Below are 22,488 nucleotides of genomic sequence, written 5' to 3' on the forward strand. Positions count from 1 at the left end.
TCCTGCAAATGCATTGGGGGGCTTCCGGAACCGCCGGGGGCCGTCAAAAGCCCGCCGCTGCTGGCGGCGTGCCCTTCGCGGGGTCCGGAATCGTCGCTTTGGGATCACGAAGGCGTGTAGCCAAGGTGAAGCCCATGACGGGTACTATGAGAACCCGGTCACATTGCAGACACAAGTCCATTCCCCCCAGCTATGACAAACCCTGACAGTCTTCACATTGGAATCATCGGCTTGGGCTACGTCGGCCTGCCGCTCGCGGTGGAATTCGGCAAGCAGTTGCCCACCACCGGTTTCGACATCAACGACGCGCGCGTCGCCGAACTCAAGGGCGGCCATGACCACACCCTCGAAGTGGACGCCGATGAGCTCGCTTCGGCGAAGTTCCTGAAGTATTCGACGGCGTTGGCGGATCTTGAGTCCGTCAACGTCTACATCGTCACCGTGCCCACGCCGATCGACCAGGCCCGCCGGCCGGATTTCGGCCCCCTGCTCTCGGCCAGTCGCACGGTGGGCAAGACCCTGCGCAAGGGCGACATCGTGGTGTTCGAATCGACCGTGTATCCGGGCGCGACCGAGGAGGTCTGCGTGCCGGTGATCGAGCGCGAATCGGGCCTGACGTACAACGTCGACTTCTTCTGCGGCTACAGCCCGGAGCGCATCAACCCGGGCGACAAGCAGCACCGCCTGCCGGACATCGTGAAGGTGACCTCGGGCTCCACCCCGGAGATCGCCGACCGGGTCGACGCCCTCTACCGCCGCGTCATCCGCGCCGGCACCCACAAGGCCTCGAGCATCCGGGTGGCCGAAGCCGCGAAGGTGATCGAGAACACCCAGCGCGACCTCAACATCGCGCTGATGAACGAGCTGGCGAAGATCTTCTCGCGCCTGGGTATCGACACCTTGGAGGTGCTCGAAGCCGCCGGGACGAAGTGGAACTTCCTCCCCTTCCGCCCCGGCCTCGTGGGCGGCCACTGCATCGGCGTGGACCCGTACTACCTCACCCACAAGGCGCAGGAGATCGGCTACCACCCGGAGGTGATCCTTGCCGGCCGCCGCACCAACGACGGCATGGGCCCGCACGTGGCCCATCGCGTGGTGAAACTGATGAGCCAGAAGGGCCTGCACGTGGTCGGCGCCAAGGTGCTGGTGCTCGGCCTGACGTTCAAGGAGAACTGCCCGGACCTGCGCAACACGCGGGTCACCGACGTGATCGCTGAACTGGCCGGCTTCAACATGGCCGTCGACGTCTACGACCCCTGGGTGAGCGTGGACGAGGCCAAGCACGAGTACGACTTGGACCTGCTCCGTGAAGCGCCGAAGGCGGGTGACTACGACGCCGTCGTACTGGCCGTCTCGCACCGGCAGTTCCAGGCCATGGGCCCGGCGGCGATCCGCGGCCTGTGCAAGCCCGACGGCGTGTTGTTCGACGTGAAGAGCGCCCTGCCCTACGGCACGGCGGACGGCCGGCTCTGAGGCAGCCCGGGCGCTCCTCGGCGCAGTGCTTGTCAAAAAGTGTGATGGAGTAGTCAAAAATCCAGCCGGGCGCGGTATCGTGTCAAGACTGGATGAATCCCCCCTTCCGGGCCGCAAGACGCGGCCTCTTGGAGTTCCCGATGCGTGTCCTCATCACCGGCGCTGCCGGCTTCATCGGCTCGACGCTGGCCCATCGCCTGCTGGACCGCGGCGACGAGGTCCTCGGCTACGACAACCTCAACGACTACTACGACGTCCGCCTGAAGCAGGCCCGGCTCGACCGGCTGACGCCGCGTGCCGGCTTCTCGTTCGTGAAGGCCTCGCTGGAGGACCGCGAGGCGCTCGACGCCGCGTTCGACGCGTTCAAGCCGCAGCGGGTCGTCAACCTCGCCGCCCAGGCCGGGGTCCGCTACTCGTTGGAAAACCCCCGCGCCTACATCGACGCCAACATCGTGGGCTTCCTGAACGTGCTGGAAGCCTGCCGGCACAAGGGCGTCGAGCACCTCGTCTACGCCTCGTCGAGTTCGGTCTACGGCAGCAACCGCAAGCTGCCGTTCGCGGTGGAGGACAGCGTCGACCACCCGGTCAGCCTGTACGCCGCCAGCAAGAAGGCCAATGAGCTGATGGCGCACACCTACAGCCATCTGTTCCGGCTGCCGACGACCGGCCTGCGCTTCTTCACGGTCTATGGCCCGTGGGGCCGCCCGGACATGGCGCTGTTCCTGTTCACGAAGAAGATCCTCGCCGGCGAGCCGATCGACGTCTTCAACTTCGGCAAGCACACGCGGGATTTCACCTACATCGACGACATCGTCGAGGGCGTCATCCGCACGCTGGATCGTGTCCCGGGCCCGGACGAGACCTTCGACCCGCTGGCCCCGAGCCCGGCGACGAGTGCCGCGCCCTATCGCGTCTACAACATCGGCAACCACACGCCGGTGCAGCTCTCGCGCTACATCGAGCTGATCGAAGAAGCGACCGGCAAGACCGCGACGAAGAACCTGCTGCCGCTGCAGCCCGGCGACGTGCCCGACACGGAAGCCGAAGTCTCGGCGCTGATGCGGGACACCGGCTACGCCCCGGAGACGCCGGTCGAAGTCGGGGTGAAGCGCTTCGTTGAGTGGTATCGCGGGCACTACGGGGTCTGATCCCATGCACGCCCGGAGCCCAAGCGCGCTTCAGGACCTGATCGCACGGACGTGGGCGGGCCTGCTGGGCGAAACCACCCCCGAGGCGCGTACCAACCTGTTCGATGCCGGCGCACATTCGCTGCTCGTGCCGAAGTTCATCGCCGCCATGCGCGAAGCCGGCGTCGACACGCTGGGCGTGGCCGACGTCTACGACCGCCCGACGATCGCCGGGCTGACCGAGCGCGCGCTTCGCGGCAGCGGCGATGGCGCGACCGCATCGAGGGCTGCGAGCCCCGGAGCGCAGGTCGCCGGAACGCAGGGGCGCGACCGCGCGGCCGGTGGTTTCGCCATCGTCGGCATGGCCCTTCGCGGGCCGGGCGCCCCGGATCTCGAGGCTTTCTGGAACCAATTGCTCGCCGGGCAGGAAGGCATCCGCCGATTCCGTCCGGACGAGCTCGATCCCGACGTGCCGGCATCCTTGCGCTCGCATCCCAACTTCGTCGCCGCGCGCGGAGTCGTCGAGGATCTCGACCGCTTCGATGCCGGCTTCTTCGGCGTCTCCGCCCGCGAGGCCACCCTCGTCGACCCGCAGCAGCGCATGCTGCTGGAACTGTCGTGGCAGGCCTTCGAGCACGCCGGCATTGCGCCGGAACGTGCGTCCCGGGTGGGCGTCTACGCCGGCACCGCGAACAACCAGTACACGCCGCTGCTGCGCCAGCACGCGCCGCAGCTGGTCGCGCAGAGCGGCGAGTTCACGACGATGCTCGGCGCCGAAAAGGACTTCGTCGCGACGCGCATTGCGCATCGTCTCGACCTCAAAGGCCCGGCGATGACGGTGCTGACGGCCTGCTCCACCGGGCTTGTGGTCGTCGCCCAGGCCTGCGAGGCGCTGGCGGCCGGCCATTGCGATGTCGGCCTCGCTGCGGCCTCGACCGTGCTGTTGCCGCAGGCCGGCGGCTACCTGCACGTGGAGGGCGGCATGGAGTCGGCCGATGGGCGCTGCCGCCCCTTCGACGCCGAGGCCACTGGCACCGTGTTCTCGAACGGCGGCGCGGCGGTGCTGATCAAGCGCCTGGGCGACGCACTCGCTGACGGCGACACCGTGTATGCCGTGATCCAAGGCATCGGCATCAACAACGATGGCGGCGGGAAGGCGAGCTTCACCGCGCCGAGCGTGAGCGGCCAGAGCGACGCAATCCGCATGGCGCTCGATGCCGCCGGCGTGTCGGCGCGCGACATCGGCTACGTGGAAGCGCACGGCACCGCCACGACGCTGGGCGACCCGATCGAAGTGAGCGGCCTGGTCAATGCCTATCGCCGCGACACCGCGGACACCGGCTACTGCTGGCTCGGCTCGGTGAAGGGCAACGTGGGCCACACTTGGGCGGCCGCCGGCCTGTTCGGCCTGATCAAGGCGGCGCTGGTGCTGCATCACGGGGTCATTCCACGGTCTCTGCACTTCCGCAAATCGAACCCTCAGATCGACTTCGCGCGCACGCCGTTCCGGGTCTGCACGGACAACGTGGCCTGGCCGCGTGGCGCGGCGCCGCGGCATGCGGCGGTGAGCTCGTTCGGCGTCGGCGGCACCAATGCCCACGTGGTGCTGGGCGAAGCCCCGGCGACGACCGCACGGAAGACGGCGGGGAGCAACGACGACGCTGGCTGGCAGGTGCTGCCGCTCTCGGCGCGCAGCGAGGCGGCGGTTGCCGCCCGCGCGCTGGCGCTGGCGAAGCGCCTCGACGCTGATGACGCCCCCGACCTCGCCGCCGTGGCCTACACGCTGATCCGCGGCCGCAGCCTGTTGCCCTGCCGCGCCGCCGTGGCTGCCCGCAGCCTCGCCGACGCCGTCGCCAAGCTTCGCCGCATCGCCCGCGGTGAAACCGCGCTGGACGCGCCGCGGCTGGTCTTCCTGTTTCCCGGGCAAGGCGCGCAATCACCGGGCATGGCGCGCGAACTGCACGCCGCGCTGCCGGAGTTCGCCCGCGCCTTCGACGCCGCCTGCGCGGCCGTGGCGCCCCACCTCGATCTCGACCTGCGTGCCCTGCTGCTCGCGGAACCGGGCCCAGCCCACGCGGCGACGCTGGACGAAACCCGCTACGCCCAACCCGCGCTGTTCTGCGTTTCCGTCGCGCTCGCCCGCTGGTTGCAGCATTTCGGCCTCGAGCCGCAGGCCCTGATCGGCCACAGCATCGGCGAACTGGCGGCCGCGCACATCGCCGGCGTGTTCGACCTCGACGCCGCCGCAGCACTCGTCTGCGCCCGCGCCGCCGCGATGTGGCAGCAGCCCCGTGGCGCGATGCTCGCGGTGCGTGCCAGCGCTGAGGTCGTGCGTGGCGCCCTGCCTCACGGGGTCGAGATCGCCGGCTTGAATGCCCCCGAACTCACGGTTGTGTCCGGCCCCACGGCAGCCGTCGACGCTCTGGCGGCGCAGCTGCAGTCCAGAGGCATCGAAACGACCGCGCTGCGTGTCTCGCACGGCTTCCACAGCGCCTCGATGGCGGGCGCGCTGGCGGCGATCGACGCCGCGGCCGCCGCGGTGGTCCACCACGCCCCGGGCATCCCGTTCTACTCCTGCGTCACCGGTGCGCCGCACGAGGCCGAGTCGCTCGGACCGACCTACTGGTCACGCCAGGTCCGCGAACCGGTGCGATTCAGTGACGCCGTCCGGGCCGAACTGGCCCGACCCGACACCCTCTTCGTCGAGGTGGGGCCTGGCCAGGCGCTGACCGCCCTGCTACGCCAACACCGCGACGCAGCGAACAGCGCGCCGCGCGTCGTCGCCATGCAACCTCCAGCCAGCAAGCCTGCGGATGCCGGCACCGCCGTGCACGGCCTCGGCCAACTGTGGTCGTTGGGCGCACCAGTGGCTTGGCCACAACCCCATGGCCGCGCGCGCGTCACGCTTCCCGGCTATCCCTTCGCCGACACGCGGTTCTGGTTTCCGCGTTCGTCCGCATCGCCCGCCGCACCGTCCATGGTGCCTTCCACGTTGGAGCCCGCCGTGGCTGATCGACTTCCCGCCCTTCGGGCCGAACTCACCCGCCTCTTGGCCGAAGTTTGCGGCCAGAACGCTGCCGACATCCCGGCCGACGCGCCACTGATCGACCTCGGGCTCGACTCGCTGTCGGCGACGCAGGCCAGCCTGGAGATCGATCGCGTCTTCGGCCAGAGGCTGCGCTTCCGACGCTTGATGGAAGACCTCGACACGGTGGAGAAGCTGGCGCGCCACCTCGATGCGACCCTGCCTGCCGGTCGCTTCGCACCGGCCGCCACCGTCGCAGCGGCATTGCCGGCCACGACGGGCATCACTCCAGTGCCGGCGGCGATGGGCAACGATGCGGTGAATGCGCTCATCCAGCAGCAGCTCGTGCTCATGCAGCAGCAGCTGGCGGTGATGTCCGGTCTGGGCGCCGCAACGGCGGCACCGCCTCCCTTCGCCGCGACTCCGACGCCGCCAAGGCCCCGGGCCGCGACGGCCTCGGTTTCACCTTCGCCGACAGAAGCCGCACCAGACCTGATCGCCAAACCGTTCGGAGCCTCGGCACGCATCACCCTGGCGCCGCAACTGGACATGACGCCAGCGCAGCGCACGTGGTTGTCCGACTTCACGGCACGCTACCTCGCCCGCTACGGCAAGTCGCGGGCGTTCTCGCAGGCGAACCGCGCGCAGATGGCCGACCCGCGCGTCGTCACCGGCTTCAACCCGCTGTGGAAGGACCTCGTTTTCCCGATCGTCGCGGATCGCTCCGAAGGTGCGCGTATCTGGGACATCGAGGGCAATGCCTTCATCGACCTGCTCTCGTGCTTCGGCGCGAACCTGCTCGGCTACAAGCCCAAGGCCGTCACCCAGGCCATGCACGAACAGCTGGACCGTGGCATCGAAGTCGGTCCACAGCACCCGCTCGCGGCCGACGTCTCCGCCATCCTTCGCGAGTTCTCGGGCCATGAGCGCATCGGCCTGTGCAACACGGGCTCGGAAGCGGTCATGGGGGCGATGCGCGTCGCGCGCACAGTGACCGGCCGCAAGACGATCGCGATCTTCTCCAACAGCTACCACGGCATCTTCGACGAGGTGCTGGTCCGCGGCACGAAGCAGCTGCGTTCGCTCGCCGCCGCGCCGGGGATCCTTGCCGAAGCGGTCGAAAACATCCTCGTGCTCGACTACGGCAGCGAGGAGTCGCTGCGCATCCTGCGCGAGCGTGCGCACGAACTGGCCGCGATCATGATCGAGCCGGTGCAAAACAAGTACCCGACGCTGCGTCCGCGCGAGTTCGTCCATGAACTCCGGCGGATCTGCGACGCGGGCGGCTGCGCGCTGATCCTCGATGAAGTGGTCACCGGTTTCCGTCTCGCGCCCGGCGGCGCCCAGGAATTCTATGGCGTGCGTGCCGACCTATGCGCCTACGGCAAGATCATCGGCGGCGGCCTGCCGATGGCGGCCATCGCGGGTTCCGCACACTGGATGGACGCGTTGGACGGCGGCGGATGGCAGTACGGCGACGACAGTCACCCCGAGGCCGGCGTCACCTACTTCGCCGGCACCTACGTGCGCCATCCGCTCGCGCTTGCCGCGGCCAAGGCGACGCTGCAGTACCTCAAGGACCGCGGCCCCGCGCTCTACGACGAACTCAACGGCCGCACGCAGGGCTTGGTCGAGCGCCTGAACGCTGGTTTCGCCGCCCGCGGCGCGCCGGTGAAAGCGGTGCACTGTGCTTCGCTGTGGCGCCTGCAGTGGGACGAGGACCAGCGCTACGTCAGCCTGTTCTACTACCTCGCCCGCCTGCACGGCCTGCACCTCTACGAGCAGTTCGGCCATTTCGTTACCGAACCGATGGGCGCGGCGGAGATCGACCGGATCGTCGAGGTCTTCCTCGGTGCCGTCGACGAACTGATGGCCCTGGGCTTCCTGAGCCCACGGAGCGGTGGCGCGGCAGCCGAAGCCGGCGTCGCGACGCTGCCGGCTTCCATCGCACCGACGACCGACATCGCACCGCTCTCGCCCGGCCAGGCCGAGCGTTGGCTGGCGGCGAGCTTCGATCGTCAGGCGCTGAAGGCGCTCAACGAAACGCTTTGCCTGCGGCTCGACGGTGTGCTCGACGTTGACGCCTTCAAGGCCGCCATCGAGGCGCTCGTTGCGCGCCATCCGGTGTTCCGCCTGCGCTTCGAGGCCGATGCGCCGAAGCAGCGCGAGGTGCCCGGCAGCGAACCGACGCTCGCCGTGCGCGACCTGTCGACGCAGCCGGATCCGGAAGCCGCCCTCGCCGCCTTCGCACGCGAGGCCGGGCAGCACGCCTTCGCCCTCGGCGACGGTCCGATGATCGCCATGACCCTGCTGCGCCTCGGTCCGGCGCGCCATGCGCTGAACCTCGTGTACAGCCATCTCGCCGTCGACGGCTGGGCCATCAGCGTGTTCCTCGAGGAGCTGGCGTTGCTCTACGCGGCCAAGCGCACGGGCGTCGCTGCCAACCTGCCTCCGGCGGGCCGGCCAGGCGAATTCGCCGTCGCCGAGCAGGCGCGGATGGCCTCCGCCGAAGGTGGCGAATCGGCCGAGTTCTGGAAGGCCCAGCTGGCTTCGGCGCCGGCGCCGCTGGAACTCGGCGACCGCCAGCCCTCGGGCGCGCGCCAATTCGCCGCCGACACCGCCTACCTGCGCATCGACGGCCCCCGCTTCGCGGCCCTGCGTTCGCTGGCGAAGGCGCGTCGCGTCACGCTGTTCCAGCTGCTTCTCGGGGTGGTTGCCACCCTGCTTGGCCGCCGCGCCGGCAGCGATGACTTCGTGTTGAGCATCCCCTACGCGAGTCAGGGACTGGGCCGCCATCAGGCCCTGATGTCGGACGGCGTGCTCGACCTGCCGCTGCGCCTCCGCCTGTCGCGACTCGACGACACGCTGGCCAACCTGGCGCCGGTGCGCGGCGCACTCATGGATGCGCTCGAACACCCACTGATGACGCAAGGCCTGGCCGCGCGCCTGTTGGGCCTGCCCAGCCGCGGCGAACGCCCGCCGCTCACCGGTGTGTACTTCAACCTCAACCCCAAGGTCGTCCTCGACGGCTTCCAGCCGTTGGTCGCCCGCATGCAGGAGGGCCGCAAGCCCGGCCTGCTGGGCGAGCTGATGTTCAACTTCTACGAAGAGGACGAGGCACTCGCCCTCGACCTGCACCACAGCACGGAGTTCTTCAGCCCGATGCGCATCGCAGAAATCCTCGGCGGCCTTGAAGCCGAGATCGACGCGCTGGCCGGAGCCAGTGCCCCGGAGCGGATCGAACGCGGCTTCGCCGAACAGGCAAGCCGCACGCCTTCGGCCATCGCCATCTCCAGTGCGGAAGGGCGCATCACCTTCGCTGAGCTCGACGCCCGCGCGAATCGCATCGCCCACACCCTCGCCGCCCGCGGCGTGCGCACCGGTGACTGGGTGGGCCTTTGCCTGCCGCGCGGCATCGACCTCGTCGCTTCCCTGCTCGGCGTGCTGAAAGTCGGCGCGGCCTACGTGCCGCTCGACCCGGCCTTCCCGCTGCAACGCTTGCGCGACATGGCGGAGGATGCCGGCCTCGCCCTGCTGCTAAGCGATTCGGAGAACTCAGCGCGCCTCGAAATCAACGGCCTTCGGACGCTGCTTCTCGATGCCGATGCCGCCGCGATCGACGCCGCCTCGGCCACGGCGCCCGCCGTCACGCTGCCCGCGGATGCCCCGGCCTACGTCATCTACACCTCGGGCTCGACCGGCAAGCCCAAGGGCGTGGTGGTGCTGCAGCGCGGCGTGGTGAACTTCCTGCGCAGCATGGCGCACACCCCAGGCCTCAAGGCCGGCGAGTGCCTGCTGGCGGTGACCACGCTCAGCTTCGACATCGCCGTGCTCGAGTTGCTGTTGCCGTTGACCGTCGGCGCGGAGGTCGTGCTCGCGCAGCGCACCGACGCGATCGACGGCCAAGCCCTGAAACAGCTCATCGCCCAACACGGCGTGCAGGTGATGCAGGCGACGCCCAGCACCTGGCACCTGCTGCTGGAAGCGGGCTTCGCCGCGCCGCCGGGCTTCCGCGCCCTATGCGGCGGCGAGGCGCTGAGCCCCGCCCTCGCGAAGCGGATGCTCGACGCCGGCGTGGCCGAACTGTGGAACATGTACGGGCCGACCGAGACCACGGTGTGGTCGACGCTGGCGCGCATCACCGACCCCGACCACATCACGGTGGGCCGCCCCATCGATGCCACCGTCGTGCGCCTGCTCGACGACCAGGGCCGCGAGTGCGGCGTGGGCGAACCGGGCGAAATCTGCATCGGCGGTGCCGGCGTGGCGCAGGGTTACCACGCCCGGCCGGAGCTCACGGCGGACCGCTTCATCGCCGATCCCTTCGACGCGACGCCCGGTACGCGGCTCTATCGCACCGGCGACCTCGGCGCATGGAATGCGGACGGCACGATCCGCCACATGGGCCGGCTCGACCACCAGGTCAAGCTGCGCGGCTACCGCATCGAGCTCGGGGAAATCGAAGCCGCCATCGAGCAGCTGCCGGGCGTGGCCCGCGCGGCGATGACCGTCGAAAGCTTCGGCCCGATGGACGATCGTCTCGTCGCCTATGTCGCCGCTGCGGCCGGCGCGAGCGTCCCCGCGCTGACACCGATGCGCCGGGCCCTCGGCCAACGCCTGCCCGACTACATGCTGCCGCAGGTGCTGCGCGTGCTCGACGCGTTGCCCCTGCTGCCGAACGGCAAGATCGACCGCAAGGCCCTGCGGCCGGACGCGATCGCCACCGCCGAAGCGCCCACCACCGCGCCAGCAGTGGCAGCCACGCCGGCGACGCCCTCCCTCGACGCGCTCGAGGCCGGCATCGGCGAGACGATGGGACGACTTCTGCAGCGTGCACCGCTGGCGGCCGACGAGCACTTCTTCGAGCAGGGCGGGCACTCGCTGCTCGCCGCGGAGCTCGCCGGGGAATTGCAGCGCCTGACCGGGTCCCGCCCCTCGCTGCGCGCGATCTTCGAAGCACCGACGCCCCGCCAGCTCGCCGCGCAGCTGTCGCTGTCCGCCGTCGGCAGCAACGACGCCGCAACCACGGCGATCCCGCCACTGACCCGCCGCCTTGGCCAAGGCGCCGCCGCCCTGTCCGTGCAGCAGCTGCGCGCCTGGTTCCTCGAGCGCAGCAGCGACGACGGCAGCATCAACCTGCTGCCCTCGGCGCACCGGTTGAAGGGGCCGTTCGATGTCGCCGCCTTCCAGCGCGCCCTCGCTGCCCTTGTCGCACGTCAGTCGGTGCTGCGCACCGTGTTCCGCCCATCGCCCGATGGCGCAGAGCAGGTTGTGCTGGACCGCATCGACATGGATTGCCCGCTCATCGACTGGTCGGACCGGCCGAGGGACGGCGTGGATGCCGCGATCCACCAGGCCGTGGCCGACATGCAGGCCGACGCCATCGATCTCGCGGCCGGCCCACCTTTCCGTGCCGCGCTGTTCCGCGTGGGCCCCGAGGAACATGTGTTCGCCTTCGTCGTGCACCACCTCGTCTGGGACGGTTGGTCGTTCGACCTGCTCTACCGTGACATGGCTGCGCTCTACGCCGCCGAACTGACCGCCGAAGCCGCGCCGCCCGTGCCGCTGGCGCTCGACTACAGTGACTACGCGGAATGGCAGAAGTCGGTGCTTGCCTCGGGTGCGCTGCAGCCGCAGGTCAACTTCTGGAAGCGCACCCTGTTGCCGGCACCGGCCGCGCTCGCCCTGCCCACCGACCTGCCCCGCCCGGCGCAGATGAGCGGCCGCGGTGGTTCGTTGCGCCTCGTCCTGCCGGCCGATGTGGTCGAGCGCCTGCATGCCAAGGCGCGCGAGCGCGGCACCACGCTGTTCGTGCTGCTGCTCGCCGCCTACACCGCCTTGCTGCAACGGCTCGGCGGCCAGAACGACATCGTGGTCGGCACGCCGGTGCGCGGGCGCGAGCAAGCCGAGCTGCTGCCGGTGATGGGCTTCTTCGTGAACGCCCTGCCCCTGCGCTTCCGCGGCGATGCCACGTCGTTCGAGGACTGGATCGGCCAGGTGCGGGCCATCGCCACCGAGGCGCTCGGCCATCCCGATGTGCCCATCGAGGCCTTGGTCCGCGAACTCCATCTGCCGCGCGACTCGAGCCGCCCCGCGCTGTTCCAGGCGATGTTCTCCTTCCAGGACGTGCGTGAGCGCCCCAGCCACTGGGGTCCGCTCGAACATTCGCGCTTCGGCGTGCCTGTGACCGGTGCCAGCCACGAGCTGAGCCTGTGGTGCGTCGAGACCCGGGTGGGCCTCGAGACCATCTTCACCTACGACGCCGATCTGTTCTTCCGCGAGCGCATCACCGCCTGGGCCGAGGACTACCTCACGACGCTGCGCACCTTCGCTGGCACGACGAATGCCAACGTGGCACTCCTGCAGGGCATCTGGAACGAACTGCTCGGCACGAGCGACGTCGGCGTGGACGACAACTTCTTCGAGCGTGGCGGCCACTCGCTGCTCGCGTTGAGCATGGTGAGCCGCGTGGAGCTGGCCTGCGGCAAACGCCTGCCGCTGCTTCGCGTCGGCGACAGCAGCCTCGGCGCCCTCGCCGCGATGCTCGACGAGGAGGCCGCTGTCGCGCCCGCTCCCGCCCCGGCCTCGGCGCAAGGCAAGCTCGGCGGCTGGCTGCGCAAGCTCGTCGGCCAACCCGGCGCATGACGGCGGTGGGCATGCGGCGGGTGCAACGCTCCGTGGGCCGCGGCTGGGTCCAGGGCATGCTGTGCGAGGCACCCGCCCCTCGCGCCGCCGTGCTGGTGCTGCCACCGTTCTTCCATGAATGGCAGCGCAGCTACCGGTTGTTTGCGCTGGTGGCCGATGCCTTGGCGGTGCGCGGCATCAGCGCGCTCCGCTTCGACTACCGCGGCACCGGGGAGTCTTCGGGCGACGATGCCGACTTCCTGCCGAGCCGCGCGCTGGACGATGCGGAAGCGATGCTCGCTGCGTTGCGCGAACGCGGCCCCGCGCCCGTCGCCCTGATCGGCGTGCGGGCCGGCGCCCTCCTGGCCGAACGGTTGTCGGTGCGACACGGCTTGCCGTGGTGTGCATGGCAGGGCGTGGATCGCGGCGACCAGCATCTGGTCGAACTGCGCGAGCGCGATACGCACGAATCCAACAACCGCAACCGTTTCCCCTTCCTCGGGCGTCATCGCGCGCCCGATCCCGCCACGCTGATGGGTCATCGCCTGCATCCAGAGTTCGCGCTCGAACTCGGCATCTTCCAACGCGCCACGGAACCCGCATGGCGCATCGACCGTGCCGAGCGATGCGGTCCCGCCGACGTCGCGCTGCCCGAGAGCCTACCGGGCTGGGTGGGGCAGATCGACCTCCAGGGCGCCCTGCCGCTCGCCGCCATCGCGGCGTTGGCTGAAGCGATCGCGGCGCGAATGTCGGCCCATCCGGAGCGGGCGGCATGATCGAGCGTCCGTTCCGCCCAGCCGGCACCGAGGCCGACATCGGCGTGCTCGCCGAACCCGCCCGCAGCGGTGGCACCGCGGTGGTCCTGCTGAACGCCGGCGCCATGCGCCGCGCGGGGCCGTTCCGCCTGCATGTTCATGCCGCGCGTCGTTTCGCAGCGCTCGGCTTTCCGACGCTGCGCATCGACCAACCCGGGATCGCCGATCACATCGCCAGCGCGCGGCGCCCGCATGTCGAGGTGCTGATCGAGATCCTCGACACTTTGCAACGCGAGACCGGCTGCGAGCGCTTCGTCGTCGGCGGTGTCTGCAGCGCGGCCGATTTCGCCTGGGTGCTGGCGCAGAAGGAACCCCGTGTCGCCGGCCTGCTGCTGCTCGACCCCATGGCGCGATCGGACGCACCGGGTTTCCGTCTCGGCCAGTTCCAGTTGCTGCTGCAGCGCGGCCCGAGCGGCTGGATCGACATCGTGAAGCGCCGACTCGCGCGCCGCGCCGCGCCACCACGCGCCACCGACGACCAGCTGCGCGATTGGCCCGCGCCCGGCGCGGAAGCCGCCCAGCTCGAGGGCCTTGTCGGCCGCGGCGCCGAGCTGTTCGTGTTGTACACCGGCGGCGCCGCCAACTATTTCACCCATCCGAAGCAGTTCTTCGAGGGCTACGGCCCGGCCGCGCGCAGCCCCCGGGTCCACTTCGAGTACTGGCGCCAGTGCGACCACCTGTTCTTCCAGCCCGACGACCGCGAACGGCTCGTCGAGCGCATCGCTGGATGGCTTGGCGACCGATTCGGAGCCCCCGCATGAACATCGAACGCGTGGGGGGCCTCAGCACCCGCGACTTCATCGAAAACTACGTCGCGCCGCGCAAGCCGGTGGTGCTCACCGATGCCATCCACGACTGGCCCGCGCTGGGCCGCTGGACGCCGGCGTGGTTCCACGAGACCTGGGGCGAGCGCGTGGTGCGGTGTCGCGGCACGAAGAACAACGCGCCGGTGAAGCTGGCCGACTACATCGATGGCCTCGCCACCTCGACGGAAGCCGCGCCGGTCCCCTACCTGCGCAACGTCAACATCCAGACCGACTGGCCGGAACTCGCCGCGGACATCACCCCGCGCTGCCGCTTCACCGCCGACGACTGGCTCAGCAGCCGCCTGATGCCGAAGGGCTGGCCGCGCGTGGCACGCCATCTCAACCAGCTGTTCATCAGCGGCGCCGGCACCACCATTCCGCTGCACTACGACGAATGGATGATGCACGCCTTCATCTCGAACGTTCACGGCGAGAAGGAGTTCACGCTGTTCCCGCCGGACCAGACGCCGTTCCTCTACCCCAAGGACGACTACTACCTCGTCTCGCGCATCCCCAACCCCTACCACGTCGATCGCGAGGCCTTCCCGCTATTCGAGAAAGCGGCGACAGCCAGCATCACCATCGGCACCGGCGAGTCGATCTTCCTGCCCTGCGGCTGGTGGCACACCACGCGTACGGTTTCGCCCTGCATCTCGGTAAGCTCGAACTTCGTCGGTGCCTCGAATTGGGATTCGTTCGTCGACGAGCTGTGCACGATGCGCGACCGGCTGGGTGCGAGCCGTTGGAAGACCCCGATGATCCGCGCCTACCTGAAGACCACCGGCGCCCTGCTGCGGCTTCAACCCGGCGCAGGACACCACTGAGGATATGGACGCATGGCGTTGACGGCAGGACCCGCCGCCCCCTCTTCCCCGCTCCACGCGATGCAGCCCGGGCTCCCGCGGCTGCGCGTGAGCGTCGTGCTGGCCTGCACCCGCTTGCCGGCGTGGCTCGACGAGACTCTCGCAGGGCTCCTGAAGGCTGACTTCCTCGACGTGCAGGTGCTGCGCGACGCCGATGCGCCCGCACGTCGCCACGGCAGCGTCGCCTGGCGCGCTTACCACGCGCTGGACCGCCGACTGCTCGGCGAGCTCCGACCCATCATGGCTCCGCGTGCGCTGGCGCCCCGACTGGCCGAGGCACCCGCCCCCGGCACGGCCGATGCCCTGTGCGCCGCAGTGGCTGGCTTCACGCCGGACGTCGTCCTGTCGATCGGCCATTCCCCAGCGCGCATCGACCTGTGGCCGCTGGCGCGCCGCGCCGCATGGTCGATCCCCGCGGAGGCCTGCAAGCCCTCGTGGGGGCTGATGCACCTGCTGCCGGCGTTCCTTCGTGGCAACACCGAGGCGCCCTCCGGCTTTCCGGTGCACGACGACCGCACCGGGCACGGGCTGCTGCTGGACCCGGCAGTCGTCTCGATCGCGCAGCTCAGCTTCGCCCGCAACACCGCCTACCAGTTGCAGAAGGCGCCGGCGAAACTGCTGCGTGCGCTGCGACGACTGCAGCAGGGCCAGCCTTCCGCGGCCGCACCCGTCGAACTGGCGCGCGCGCCGGGAACCTTTGCCACGCTGGGCCTTTGCGCCCGGCTCCTCGGCCGCAGCCTGTGGCGTCACGTCCCAAGGCTCGGGCGCCGCGAACGCTGGACACTGGCCGCCCGTCGCTCGGGCACGGCCCTCGACCCGGCGGCCCCGCGCGCCGAGGACTTCACGCGATGGACGCCGCCGCGCGGCTGGTTCTGGGCGGACCCGTTCCCGGTGCACCACGACGGCGTCGACCACGTGTTCTTCGAGGCCTACGACTACGAACGCGCCATCGGTGAGATCCATGCCGTCACCGTCGATGCCCATGGCCATCACAGCCCGCACCGCGTGGTGATGGCCGGCCCCCACCACCTGTCGTATCCGTTCCTCTTCCCGCATGCGGGGGAGCCGCACCTGCTCGTTGAGTGCGCGCAATCGCGGCGCATGCAGGCATTCCGCGCCCAACGCTTCCCCGAAGCCTGGTACCCCGTCGCCACCCTGCTCGAGGGCTGGCGCGCCGTCGATGGAACCCTTTGGCAGCAGGACGGCCGATGGTGGCTGTTCGCCTGCGTGGCGGAAACGCCCTTCGACGACGGCGGACGCGAGTTCAACGAGCTCTTCCTGTTCCATGCCGACACACCGGTGGGCCCGTGGACGCCGCATCGCCAGAACCCCGTCGTCTCCGACGTGCGCAGTGCCCGCCCCGCCGGGCCGCTGTTCATGCATGAGGGGCGGCTGGTCCGCCCGAGCCAGGACTGCGCCGCCGAATACGGCCACCGCATCGTCTTCAACGAGGTGCGACGGCTCGATACCGAGGTGTACGAGGAAAGGCCGCTGGCCACCCTCAACCCCGATTGGGCGCCGGCATTGCGCGGCTGCCACACCTACGCGCAAGCCGGGCGGCTCGAGCTGCTCGACGCGAAGTACCTGGCGCCGACGCGGGACGCGCGCCGCGACGCAGCCCCGTGAAGCCCAGCCCCGGGCGGCGACGCCTCGATCGTCTCGCCATCGTCGTCTCGGTCGTCGGCTTCGCGGTGCTGCTGATACCGATGCGGCAGGACCCCGGCCTGCAGGTGATGTTCAACCTGGCGCACGTGCCGGGCTTCGCACTGCTGGCCCTGCTCTGGGCGGAAGACCTGCTGGCACGCGAATGGGCGCGTGGGCGGCGCCTCGCCGTTGTCGCCTCGTGCGGCCTGCTGATGGCCGCGGCCACGGAAGGCCTGCAGATGCTCGTCCCCGGTCGCTACGCCGACCTCGGCGACATGCTCCGCAACGTCCTCGGCATCGCGCTTGGGCTGGGCGTGCACCGTCTCTGGCCCGGCCTCCTGGCCTCCCGCATCGGCCGCGACTGAACACCGGGTGGAAAAAGAAAACGGCGGCGTGTTTCCACGCCGCCGCCACCCCCCATCCTTGGATGTCGCTGGATTACTGCGCGGCCGGAATCAGGCTCGGCGGCAGGTACATCATGTAGGCGTCGATGTCGGTGCTCGAGGTCGTACCGAAGTTCGAGGCCCAGATCACGCGGGTGAAGTCGCGGCTCACCGTCGCCTGCGGCTCGGTCCAGTAACCGCTCAGTCGGCTCTGGTGATGACCGATGTTGAGGATGCGGCCACCCGAGCGCAGCTCCACCGCGAACAGCTTGTTGTGCAGCCACTGGTTGGCACCCGACGAACCGTAGGTCGACACCAGCACCCAGCCCGGCTTGGCGAAGGCCTGGCCCGAGACGTGATAGGCCGTCGCCGTGCCCGAGAGGTAGGTCGGGAACAGGTTGGTGCGGGTGTTGGTGTCGATGTTGAACATGAAGAAGTCACCGGCGTTCGCCTGGTAGTCGACGGCGACATACACGTCCTGGCCGGCGGCGTTCAGTGCGAGGTCCGAGTGCTCCGAGGTGGTGTGCAGCTGGCGCGACGTCGTAAATCCGCGATCCCAGGCCACCGTGCCACCGCTGCCCGCGAGGTGCGAAACCACGCACCAGCGGCCCGAGGCCGACATGCCCGTGTGGTCGGGGCGAGCGCTCAGCGAACGCGAACCCACCACCGTCTGCGTCTGCAGGTCGTACACGATGACGCCACGGATCGCGAAGCTGCTGGTCTCGGCCATCAGGCACCAGTAGCGGCCGTCCGCCGAGGGCGAACCCTCGGACTTCGTCCACACGCGGGCGGCATCAGCCCAGGGCAGCTTGCCGGCGAAGCTCGCGGCGCTCGTCGAGGTGTTGGTGTCAACGTTGAGTTGGCGCAGCGTCATGCCGCCGTTGGTGTCGAAGTAGTACAGCGTCTTCGGATTGGTCGGGTGCCACTGGATCTCGGCGTCGCCGGCCGGGCCGCTCAACGTGCGGATGAAGGCCATCGTGTTGGCGTTGTAGAGATGCCAGAAACCATTCGTCGCTTGCACCAGCAGGTAACTGTTGTCGGCGTTGAAGGCCTGGCGACGCGAGTAGTCTTGACGCGCCATGCCCGACGGCGCCTCGTTGGCGTGGTCGGTCACGCGGATGCCGCAGGTGCCGTGCACCGGATCGCGGTACGAGGTGCCCTTCACCGGCTTGCCGACCGCCGGCACCGTCGAGACAACCTGGCCCTGCGGCAGCGCGAATCCGGCGGTGTAGAAGTTCGCACAGGCCTGGGGCGCACCAACCGATGCCACCGGCGGCTCGGTCTGCGCAGGCGCGGCGTTCACCGTAAGCGTGTAGCCGGCGGTGCTGCTGCGGCCCTGGGCATCGGCGATGCGTGCCGAGAGCGTGCGGGCGCCCGCGGAAGCCGCGCCCGGCACCGTCGCGCGGAAGCTGTACGTGCCATCGCCGGCCACGGCGTCGCCGTTCTGCCCGGCGTCGTTGAAGGCCTGTGCCGCGCCGAGGCCGAGGCTCGAGAGGTCGCTGGTCACCGTCAGGCCGGTGCTGGCCGGACCGGTGCCCGCCGTGACACGCACCGCCAGCACGCTGGCTTCGCCAGCGAGCAGGCTGCTCGGGCTGGCCGAGGCGGCACCGAACGGCGCGGCGCTCGGCTCGGCGGCGGCGACCGTCAGACTGACGGAGGCGGAGGCCGAACGGCCCTGGCCATCGTTCACCGCGAAGCGCACCGACTTGCTGCCGGTGGCGATGCTGCTCCCGACGGTCTGGCGGAAGCTGTAAACGCCGTCGCCGGCAACGGCGTCACCGTTGATGCCGTTGTCGCGCAGGCGCTGGCTCTTGCTGCCGCCCAGCGCCGAGAGGTTGGCAGTGACGCCGATGCTCGTGCTGGTCGGATTGGTGGCCGCGGTGACGCGCGCGGTGACCAGCGTGGTGCCGCCCGGCGCGACCGACGTCGGCGAGGCGGAACCCACGGCCGACAGCGACACGGTCGCGGCCGGCTGGGTGGTCGTGCCGCCGCCAGTGCTGGCGGCGCCCAGCGTGGCATTGAAGGTGGCCGTGGTGCTGCGTCCCTGCGCATCGCGAACGGTGGCGACAATCGTCTTGGTGCCCAGCGTCGCGGCGCCGGCGATGTTCTCGCGGTAGGTGAACACGCCGTCGCCGGCGACGGCATCGCCGTACTGGCCGGCGTCGTTCAGGTCCTGCGCCGTGCTGCGCAGGAAGCCGCTCAAGTCGGCCTTCACCGTGATCCCGGTGCTGGTCGGGTTGGCGGCCGGGGTCGTGTTGACGGTGATCATCACCCAGTCGCCCGGGTTGAGGTTGGTGGCGGGGGACGCGGCACCGGTGGCCGTGAGGCTTTGCGCCTGGGCGAGGACCGGCAGCGCCAACAGGGCGGCAGCCAAGGGCAGGCGGCGAAGAGTCGAGGCAGGATTCATGAGGGCGTCTCCAAAATTCAGGCGTGCGAATCCCCGAGCCGGCCGTTGCGACGCAGCCAGGGGCGCTTGCATTGGGTTCGGCGGGCTCCGCCGCCAAACAGGGGGTTCTGGCTACGAAGCGACGATCGTTGCTAGGGCAACGCGCTCCGTATTGATCGTCGGGAACCGGAAGTGGTCCTCGCCGCAGCGAGCCGACCCGGCCGTCCTGGCCCTTCCGTGCACCTCGATCCGGTGCCGGCACCATCGCTCTGGATGGCGTCCCTCCGATCCGTCCCCGCACTCGCAAGTGCGTGGCGACCTCAGGTGAGGCGCACTCTCCGGATGCAAACAGATGCAAACCGGGCAATCGGCCACACTTTCGCTGACACCGGTTCAAAATCGCCCCGGCACCACTCAAACCGCCGGGCCACGTCACAAATTGTCAAAGCCCGTAATTACCGGGCGTTCACGTCCGGGGGAAGGAATGCGTTAAGCGACGAGCAAAAAGCGCTGGCAAATGGCCGGCGTGCGCGGAATGACCGGCGGCGGGCGCCGGCGCGGCCTCCGCCTGCCACCAACTTCCCAGCATGCCCATGGCCACCCGAAGGCCGGGGCCCTCACTGAACGGAATGCGCCAAGCGCTTGATCCGGAAGCGAGTTGTGCCCCATACTCGCGGGCTTCCGATGATGTAACCGCTGTTTCCCTTTACTCGCCCACAGGTGTCGCATGAAAGTTCTCTCGTCCCTGAAGTCCGCGAAGTCCCGTCACCGCGACTGCAAGGTCGTGCGCCGCCGTGGCAAGGTCTTCGTGATCTGCAAGTCGAACCCCCGCTTCAAGGCCCGCCAGCGCTGATTCGCGCCCGGCCCTGATGCCCTGCGACGCCGGCCCTGTGCCGGCGTTGTTGTTTTCGGGCATCGCGATGCCACAATCCGGCGTCGCCCCCATCCGATCGTCCCGGAGACCCGCCATGCTGCGTTCCACCCTCGTCGCCGCCGGCCTTGCGCTGGCCTTCGCCGCCCCCGCCCAGGCCGACCGCCTGCTCATCGAGCGCGCCCAGGCCAGCGAAGCCGCCAACCTGCCCGCTCGCGGCCAGAGCATGGCCGAAGTGGAAGCCAAGTTCGGCGCCCCGCAGCAGAAGCTCGAACCGCGTGGTGGCCAGAGCGCCGCCTGGCCGGTGATCCATCGTTGGGTGTATTCGGACTTCACCGTCTACTTCGAGCGCGAGCGCGTCGTCGACACCGTGCTCAACAAGGCGGCGCCGCAGGAGCAGGGGCCGGCCCCCGCGAACCGCGGCTGAGCCCGTAGGCCGTCGACCCAAGGCGCGGCCCCGGGCCGCGCCTTTTTTCATGCCTGCGCGCGACAATGCGCGCCTCGTTTCGATCCCGAGAGACCGATGAGCCTTCGCTTCCCCGCCGAATGGGAACCCCAGGACGCCGTCCTGATCGCCTGGCCGCACGCCGGCACCGACTGGGCCGAGCGGCTCGCCGAAGTCGAAACCACCTATGTCGCGCTCGGTGCGGCCATCACGCGCTTCCAGCGTCTGGTCATCGTGGTGGCCGATGCCGCGCTCGAAGCCCATGCGCGTGCCCTGCTGACGGCGGGTGGTGCCGATCTCGCGCGCGTGCGCTTCGTCCACGCCGCCTACGACGACACCTGGCTGCGCGACTCCGGCCCAATCACCCTCCGCGACGGTGACGGTTTCCGCCTGCTCGATTTCCGCTTCACCGGCTGGGGCGGCAAGTACGGCGCCGCGCAGGACGATGCGCTGATCGCGCAGCTCGTCGCGGCGGGCCTGTTCAAGGACGCGAAGCACCAGCGCATCGATTTCGCACTCGAGGGCGGCGGCATCGAGACCGACGGCGAAGGCACCCTGCTCACCACCTGGCACTGCCTGCACGAGCGCCACCCCGGGCTAACGCGCCAGGAAATCAGCTGGCAGCTCGAGAACGCGCTCCAGCAGCAGCGCGTGCTGTGGCTGGACCATGGCGCGCTCGAAGGCGACGACACCGACGCGCATATCGACACCCTCGCCCGCTTCGCCGCGCGCGACAGCATCACCTACCAGAGCTGCGACGACCCGGCCGATTCGCACTACGCCGGACTGCAGGCCATGGGCGCCGAGCTGTCCGCGCTGCGCACGGCCGACAACAAGCCGTATCGCCTGTACCCGCTGCCCTGGGCGCGCCCGATCATCGACGAGGGCCGCCGCCTCGCGGCGAGTTACGCGAACTTCCTGATCATCAACGGCGCGGTGCTGATGCCGGCCTACGGCGACAAAATGGACGCCGCCGCCGCCGTGATGCTCGGCAACGCTTTCCCGAACCACGCCATCGTGCCCGTGCCCTGCCGCCCGCTGATCTGGCAGAACGGCAGCCTGCACTGCATCACCATGCAGCTGCCCGCCGGCCTGCTGGCCTGAGCGCCGCGCGCGAACCCACCCCGAGTGACCCCATGAGCCGCATTCTGAAAGTCGCCCTCGTCCAGGAGTTCAACCAGGGCGACGCCGAACCCAACCTTGCGCGCATCGAGCAGCGCGTGGCCGAAGCCGCCGCCAGCGGCGCGAAGCTCGTGCTGCTGCAGGAACTGCACAACGGCCCGTACTTCTGCCAGCACCAGGACACCGACGAGTTCGATCGGGCGGAAGCCATTCCCGGCCCGAGCACCGAACGCCTGTCGCGGCTGGCGAAGCAGCACGGCGTGGTGCTGGTGGCCTCGCTGTTCGAGCGCCGCGCGCCCGGCCTCGCGCACAACACCGCCGTGGTGTTCGACGCCGACGGCAGCTTCCGCGGCAAGTACCGGAAGATGCACATCCCCGACGACCCGGGCTTCAACGAGAAGTTCTACTTCACGCCCGGTGACCTCGGCTTCACCCCGATCGACACCTCAGTGGGCCGCCTCGGCGTGCTCGTCTGCTGGGACCAGTGGTATCCGGAAGCCGCGCGCCTGATGGCGCTGGCCGGCGCCGACCTGCTGCTCTACCCGACCGCCATCGGCTGGGACCCGCGCGACACAGACGCCGAGAAGGAGCGCCAGCGCATGGCCTGGATCCTCTCGCACCGCGGCCACGCGGTGGCCAACGGCCTGCCCGTGCTCACCTGCAACCGCACCGGCTTCGAGGCCTCCCCCATCGGCGGCCCCGGCATCCAGTTCTGGGGCTCCAGCGCGGTGTTCGGGCCGCAGGGCGAAGTCCTCGCCGAGGCCTCGCGCGACGCCGCTGAAGTGCTGTTCTGCGAGGTCGACCTCGCCCGCGGTGAAGCCGTGCGGCGCATCTGGCCCTTCCTGCGCGACCGCCGCATCGACGCCTACGGCGACCTGACCAAGCGTTTCCGCGATTGAACGGC

At 69.8% G+C, this 22,488-nt stretch carries 13 protein-coding genes; 12 read left to right on the forward strand and 1 reads right to left on the reverse strand.

The genetic code is table 11. The features are described 5' to 3' along the window. Nucleotides 1–192: 192 nt before the first annotated feature. From ACIQ6S_RS11200 to ACIQ6S_RS11235, 8 genes are all read left to right on the forward strand, one after another. On the forward strand, nt 193–1,473 hold the full coding sequence (locus ACIQ6S_RS11200) for a nucleotide sugar dehydrogenase (RefSeq protein ID WP_397608440.1): 1,281 nt from the start codon (nt 193–195) through the stop codon (nt 1,471–1,473). A gap of 140 nt (nt 1,474–1,613) precedes the next feature. Further along, nucleotides 1,614–2,621 (forward strand): NAD-dependent epimerase, encoded by a 1,008-nt coding sequence (locus ACIQ6S_RS11205; RefSeq protein ID WP_397608441.1) that lies wholly within the window; start codon nt 1,614–1,616, stop codon nt 2,619–2,621. A gap of 4 nt (nt 2,622–2,625) precedes the next feature. Further along, nucleotides 2,626–12,270, forward strand: a complete 9,645-nt coding sequence (locus ACIQ6S_RS11210; RefSeq protein WP_397608442.1) for an amino acid adenylation domain-containing protein — start codon at nt 2,626–2,628, stop codon at nt 12,268–12,270. A gap of 11 nt (nt 12,271–12,281) precedes the next feature. Continuing rightward, complete coding sequence (locus ACIQ6S_RS11215; RefSeq protein ID WP_397608443.1) at nt 12,282–13,025, forward strand: serine aminopeptidase domain-containing protein; 744 nt, start codon at nt 12,282–12,284, stop codon at nt 13,023–13,025. Next, nucleotides 13,022–13,825 (forward strand): hypothetical protein, encoded by an 804-nt coding sequence (locus tag ACIQ6S_RS11220; RefSeq protein ID WP_397608444.1) that lies wholly within the window; start codon nt 13,022–13,024, stop codon nt 13,823–13,825. Before ACIQ6S_RS11215 ends, ACIQ6S_RS11220 begins: the two co-directional genes overlap by 4 nt. Then, complete coding sequence (locus tag ACIQ6S_RS11225) at nt 13,822–14,694, forward strand: cupin-like domain-containing protein (RefSeq protein WP_397608445.1); 873 nt, start codon at nt 13,822–13,824, stop codon at nt 14,692–14,694. The genes ACIQ6S_RS11220 and ACIQ6S_RS11225 overlap by 4 nt, the downstream gene beginning before the upstream one ends. A gap of 60 nt (nt 14,695–14,754) precedes the next feature. After that, nucleotides 14,755–16,359, forward strand: a complete 1,605-nt coding sequence (locus ACIQ6S_RS11230) for a hypothetical protein (protein ID WP_397608446.1) — start codon at nt 14,755–14,757, stop codon at nt 16,357–16,359. Next, nucleotides 16,356–16,742, forward strand: a complete 387-nt coding sequence (locus tag ACIQ6S_RS11235) for a VanZ family protein (RefSeq protein WP_397608447.1) — start codon at nt 16,356–16,358, stop codon at nt 16,740–16,742. The genes ACIQ6S_RS11230 and ACIQ6S_RS11235 overlap by 4 nt, the downstream gene beginning before the upstream one ends. Before the next feature lie 73 nt (nt 16,743–16,815). On the opposite strand, the gene ACIQ6S_RS11240 is transcribed toward ACIQ6S_RS11235, so the two are convergent. Next, nucleotides 16,816–19,167, reverse strand: coding sequence for a choice-of-anchor X domain-containing protein (locus ACIQ6S_RS11240; protein ID WP_397608448.1), 2,352 nt, complete (start codon nt 19,165–19,167; stop codon nt 16,816–16,818). Between the two features lie 706 nt (nt 19,168–19,873). Between ACIQ6S_RS11240 and ykgO the strand changes: the two genes are divergently transcribed. The 4 genes from ykgO to ACIQ6S_RS11260 all read left to right on the forward strand — a co-directional run bounded on the left by ykgO (nt 19,874) and on the right by ACIQ6S_RS11260 (nt 22,483). Next, nucleotides 19,874–19,999, forward strand: coding sequence for a type B 50S ribosomal protein L36 (ykgO, locus tag ACIQ6S_RS11245; RefSeq protein ID WP_029213509.1), 126 nt, complete (start codon nt 19,874–19,876; stop codon nt 19,997–19,999). A 115-nt stretch (nt 20,000–20,114) separates the two neighbouring features. Then, nucleotides 20,115–20,444, forward strand: a complete 330-nt coding sequence (locus ACIQ6S_RS11250; RefSeq protein WP_397608449.1) for a hypothetical protein — start codon at nt 20,115–20,117, stop codon at nt 20,442–20,444. Between the two features lie 96 nt (nt 20,445–20,540). Then, nucleotides 20,541–21,566 carry an agmatine/peptidylarginine deiminase gene (locus ACIQ6S_RS11255; protein WP_397608450.1) on the forward strand — a complete coding sequence of 342 codons (1,026 nt, stop codon included), beginning with the start codon at nt 20,541–20,543 and terminating at the stop codon, nt 21,564–21,566. Between the two features lie 32 nt (nt 21,567–21,598). Continuing rightward, nucleotides 21,599–22,483 (forward strand): carbon-nitrogen hydrolase, encoded by an 885-nt coding sequence (locus ACIQ6S_RS11260; protein ID WP_397608451.1) that lies wholly within the window; start codon nt 21,599–21,601, stop codon nt 22,481–22,483. The last annotated feature ends 5 nt before the right edge of the window (nt 22,484–22,488 follow it).

The sequence above is a fragment of the Silanimonas sp. genome (assembly GCF_044377035.1).
Lineage (GTDB): Bacteria > Pseudomonadota > Gammaproteobacteria > Xanthomonadales > Xanthomonadaceae > Silanimonas.

Bases quoted from the DNA above. Each gene is read 5' to 3' on its own strand.
- ACIQ6S_RS11260 (WP_397608451.1), top strand. From the start codon at position 21,599: ATGAGCCGCATTCTGAAAGTCGCCCTCGTCCAGGAGTTCAACCAGGGC.
- ykgO (WP_029213509.1), top strand. From the start codon at position 19,874: ATGAAAGTTCTCTCGTCCCTGAAGTCCGCGAAGTCCCGTCACCGCGAC.
- ACIQ6S_RS11250 (WP_397608449.1), top strand. From the start codon at position 20,115: ATGCTGCGTTCCACCCTCGTCGCCGCCGGCCTTGCGCTGGCCTTCGCC.
- ACIQ6S_RS11225 (WP_397608445.1), top strand. From the start codon at position 13,822: ATGAACATCGAACGCGTGGGGGGCCTCAGCACCCGCGACTTCATCGAA.
- ACIQ6S_RS11240 (WP_397608448.1), bottom strand. From the start codon at position 19,167: ATGAATCCTGCCTCGACTCTTCGCCGCCTGCCCTTGGCTGCCGCCCTG.
- ACIQ6S_RS11215 (WP_397608443.1), top strand. From the start codon at position 12,282: ATGCGGCGGGTGCAACGCTCCGTGGGCCGCGGCTGGGTCCAGGGCATG.
- ACIQ6S_RS11200 (WP_397608440.1), top strand. From the start codon at position 193: ATGACAAACCCTGACAGTCTTCACATTGGAATCATCGGCTTGGGCTAC.
- ACIQ6S_RS11255 (WP_397608450.1), top strand. From the start codon at position 20,541: ATGAGCCTTCGCTTCCCCGCCGAATGGGAACCCCAGGACGCCGTCCTG.
- ACIQ6S_RS11220 (WP_397608444.1), top strand. From the start codon at position 13,022: ATGATCGAGCGTCCGTTCCGCCCAGCCGGCACCGAGGCCGACATCGGC.
- ACIQ6S_RS11210 (WP_397608442.1), top strand. From the start codon at position 2,626: ATGCACGCCCGGAGCCCAAGCGCGCTTCAGGACCTGATCGCACGGACG.
- ACIQ6S_RS11230 (WP_397608446.1), top strand. From the start codon at position 14,755: ATGCAGCCCGGGCTCCCGCGGCTGCGCGTGAGCGTCGTGCTGGCCTGC.
- ACIQ6S_RS11205 (WP_397608441.1), top strand. From the start codon at position 1,614: ATGCGTGTCCTCATCACCGGCGCTGCCGGCTTCATCGGCTCGACGCTG.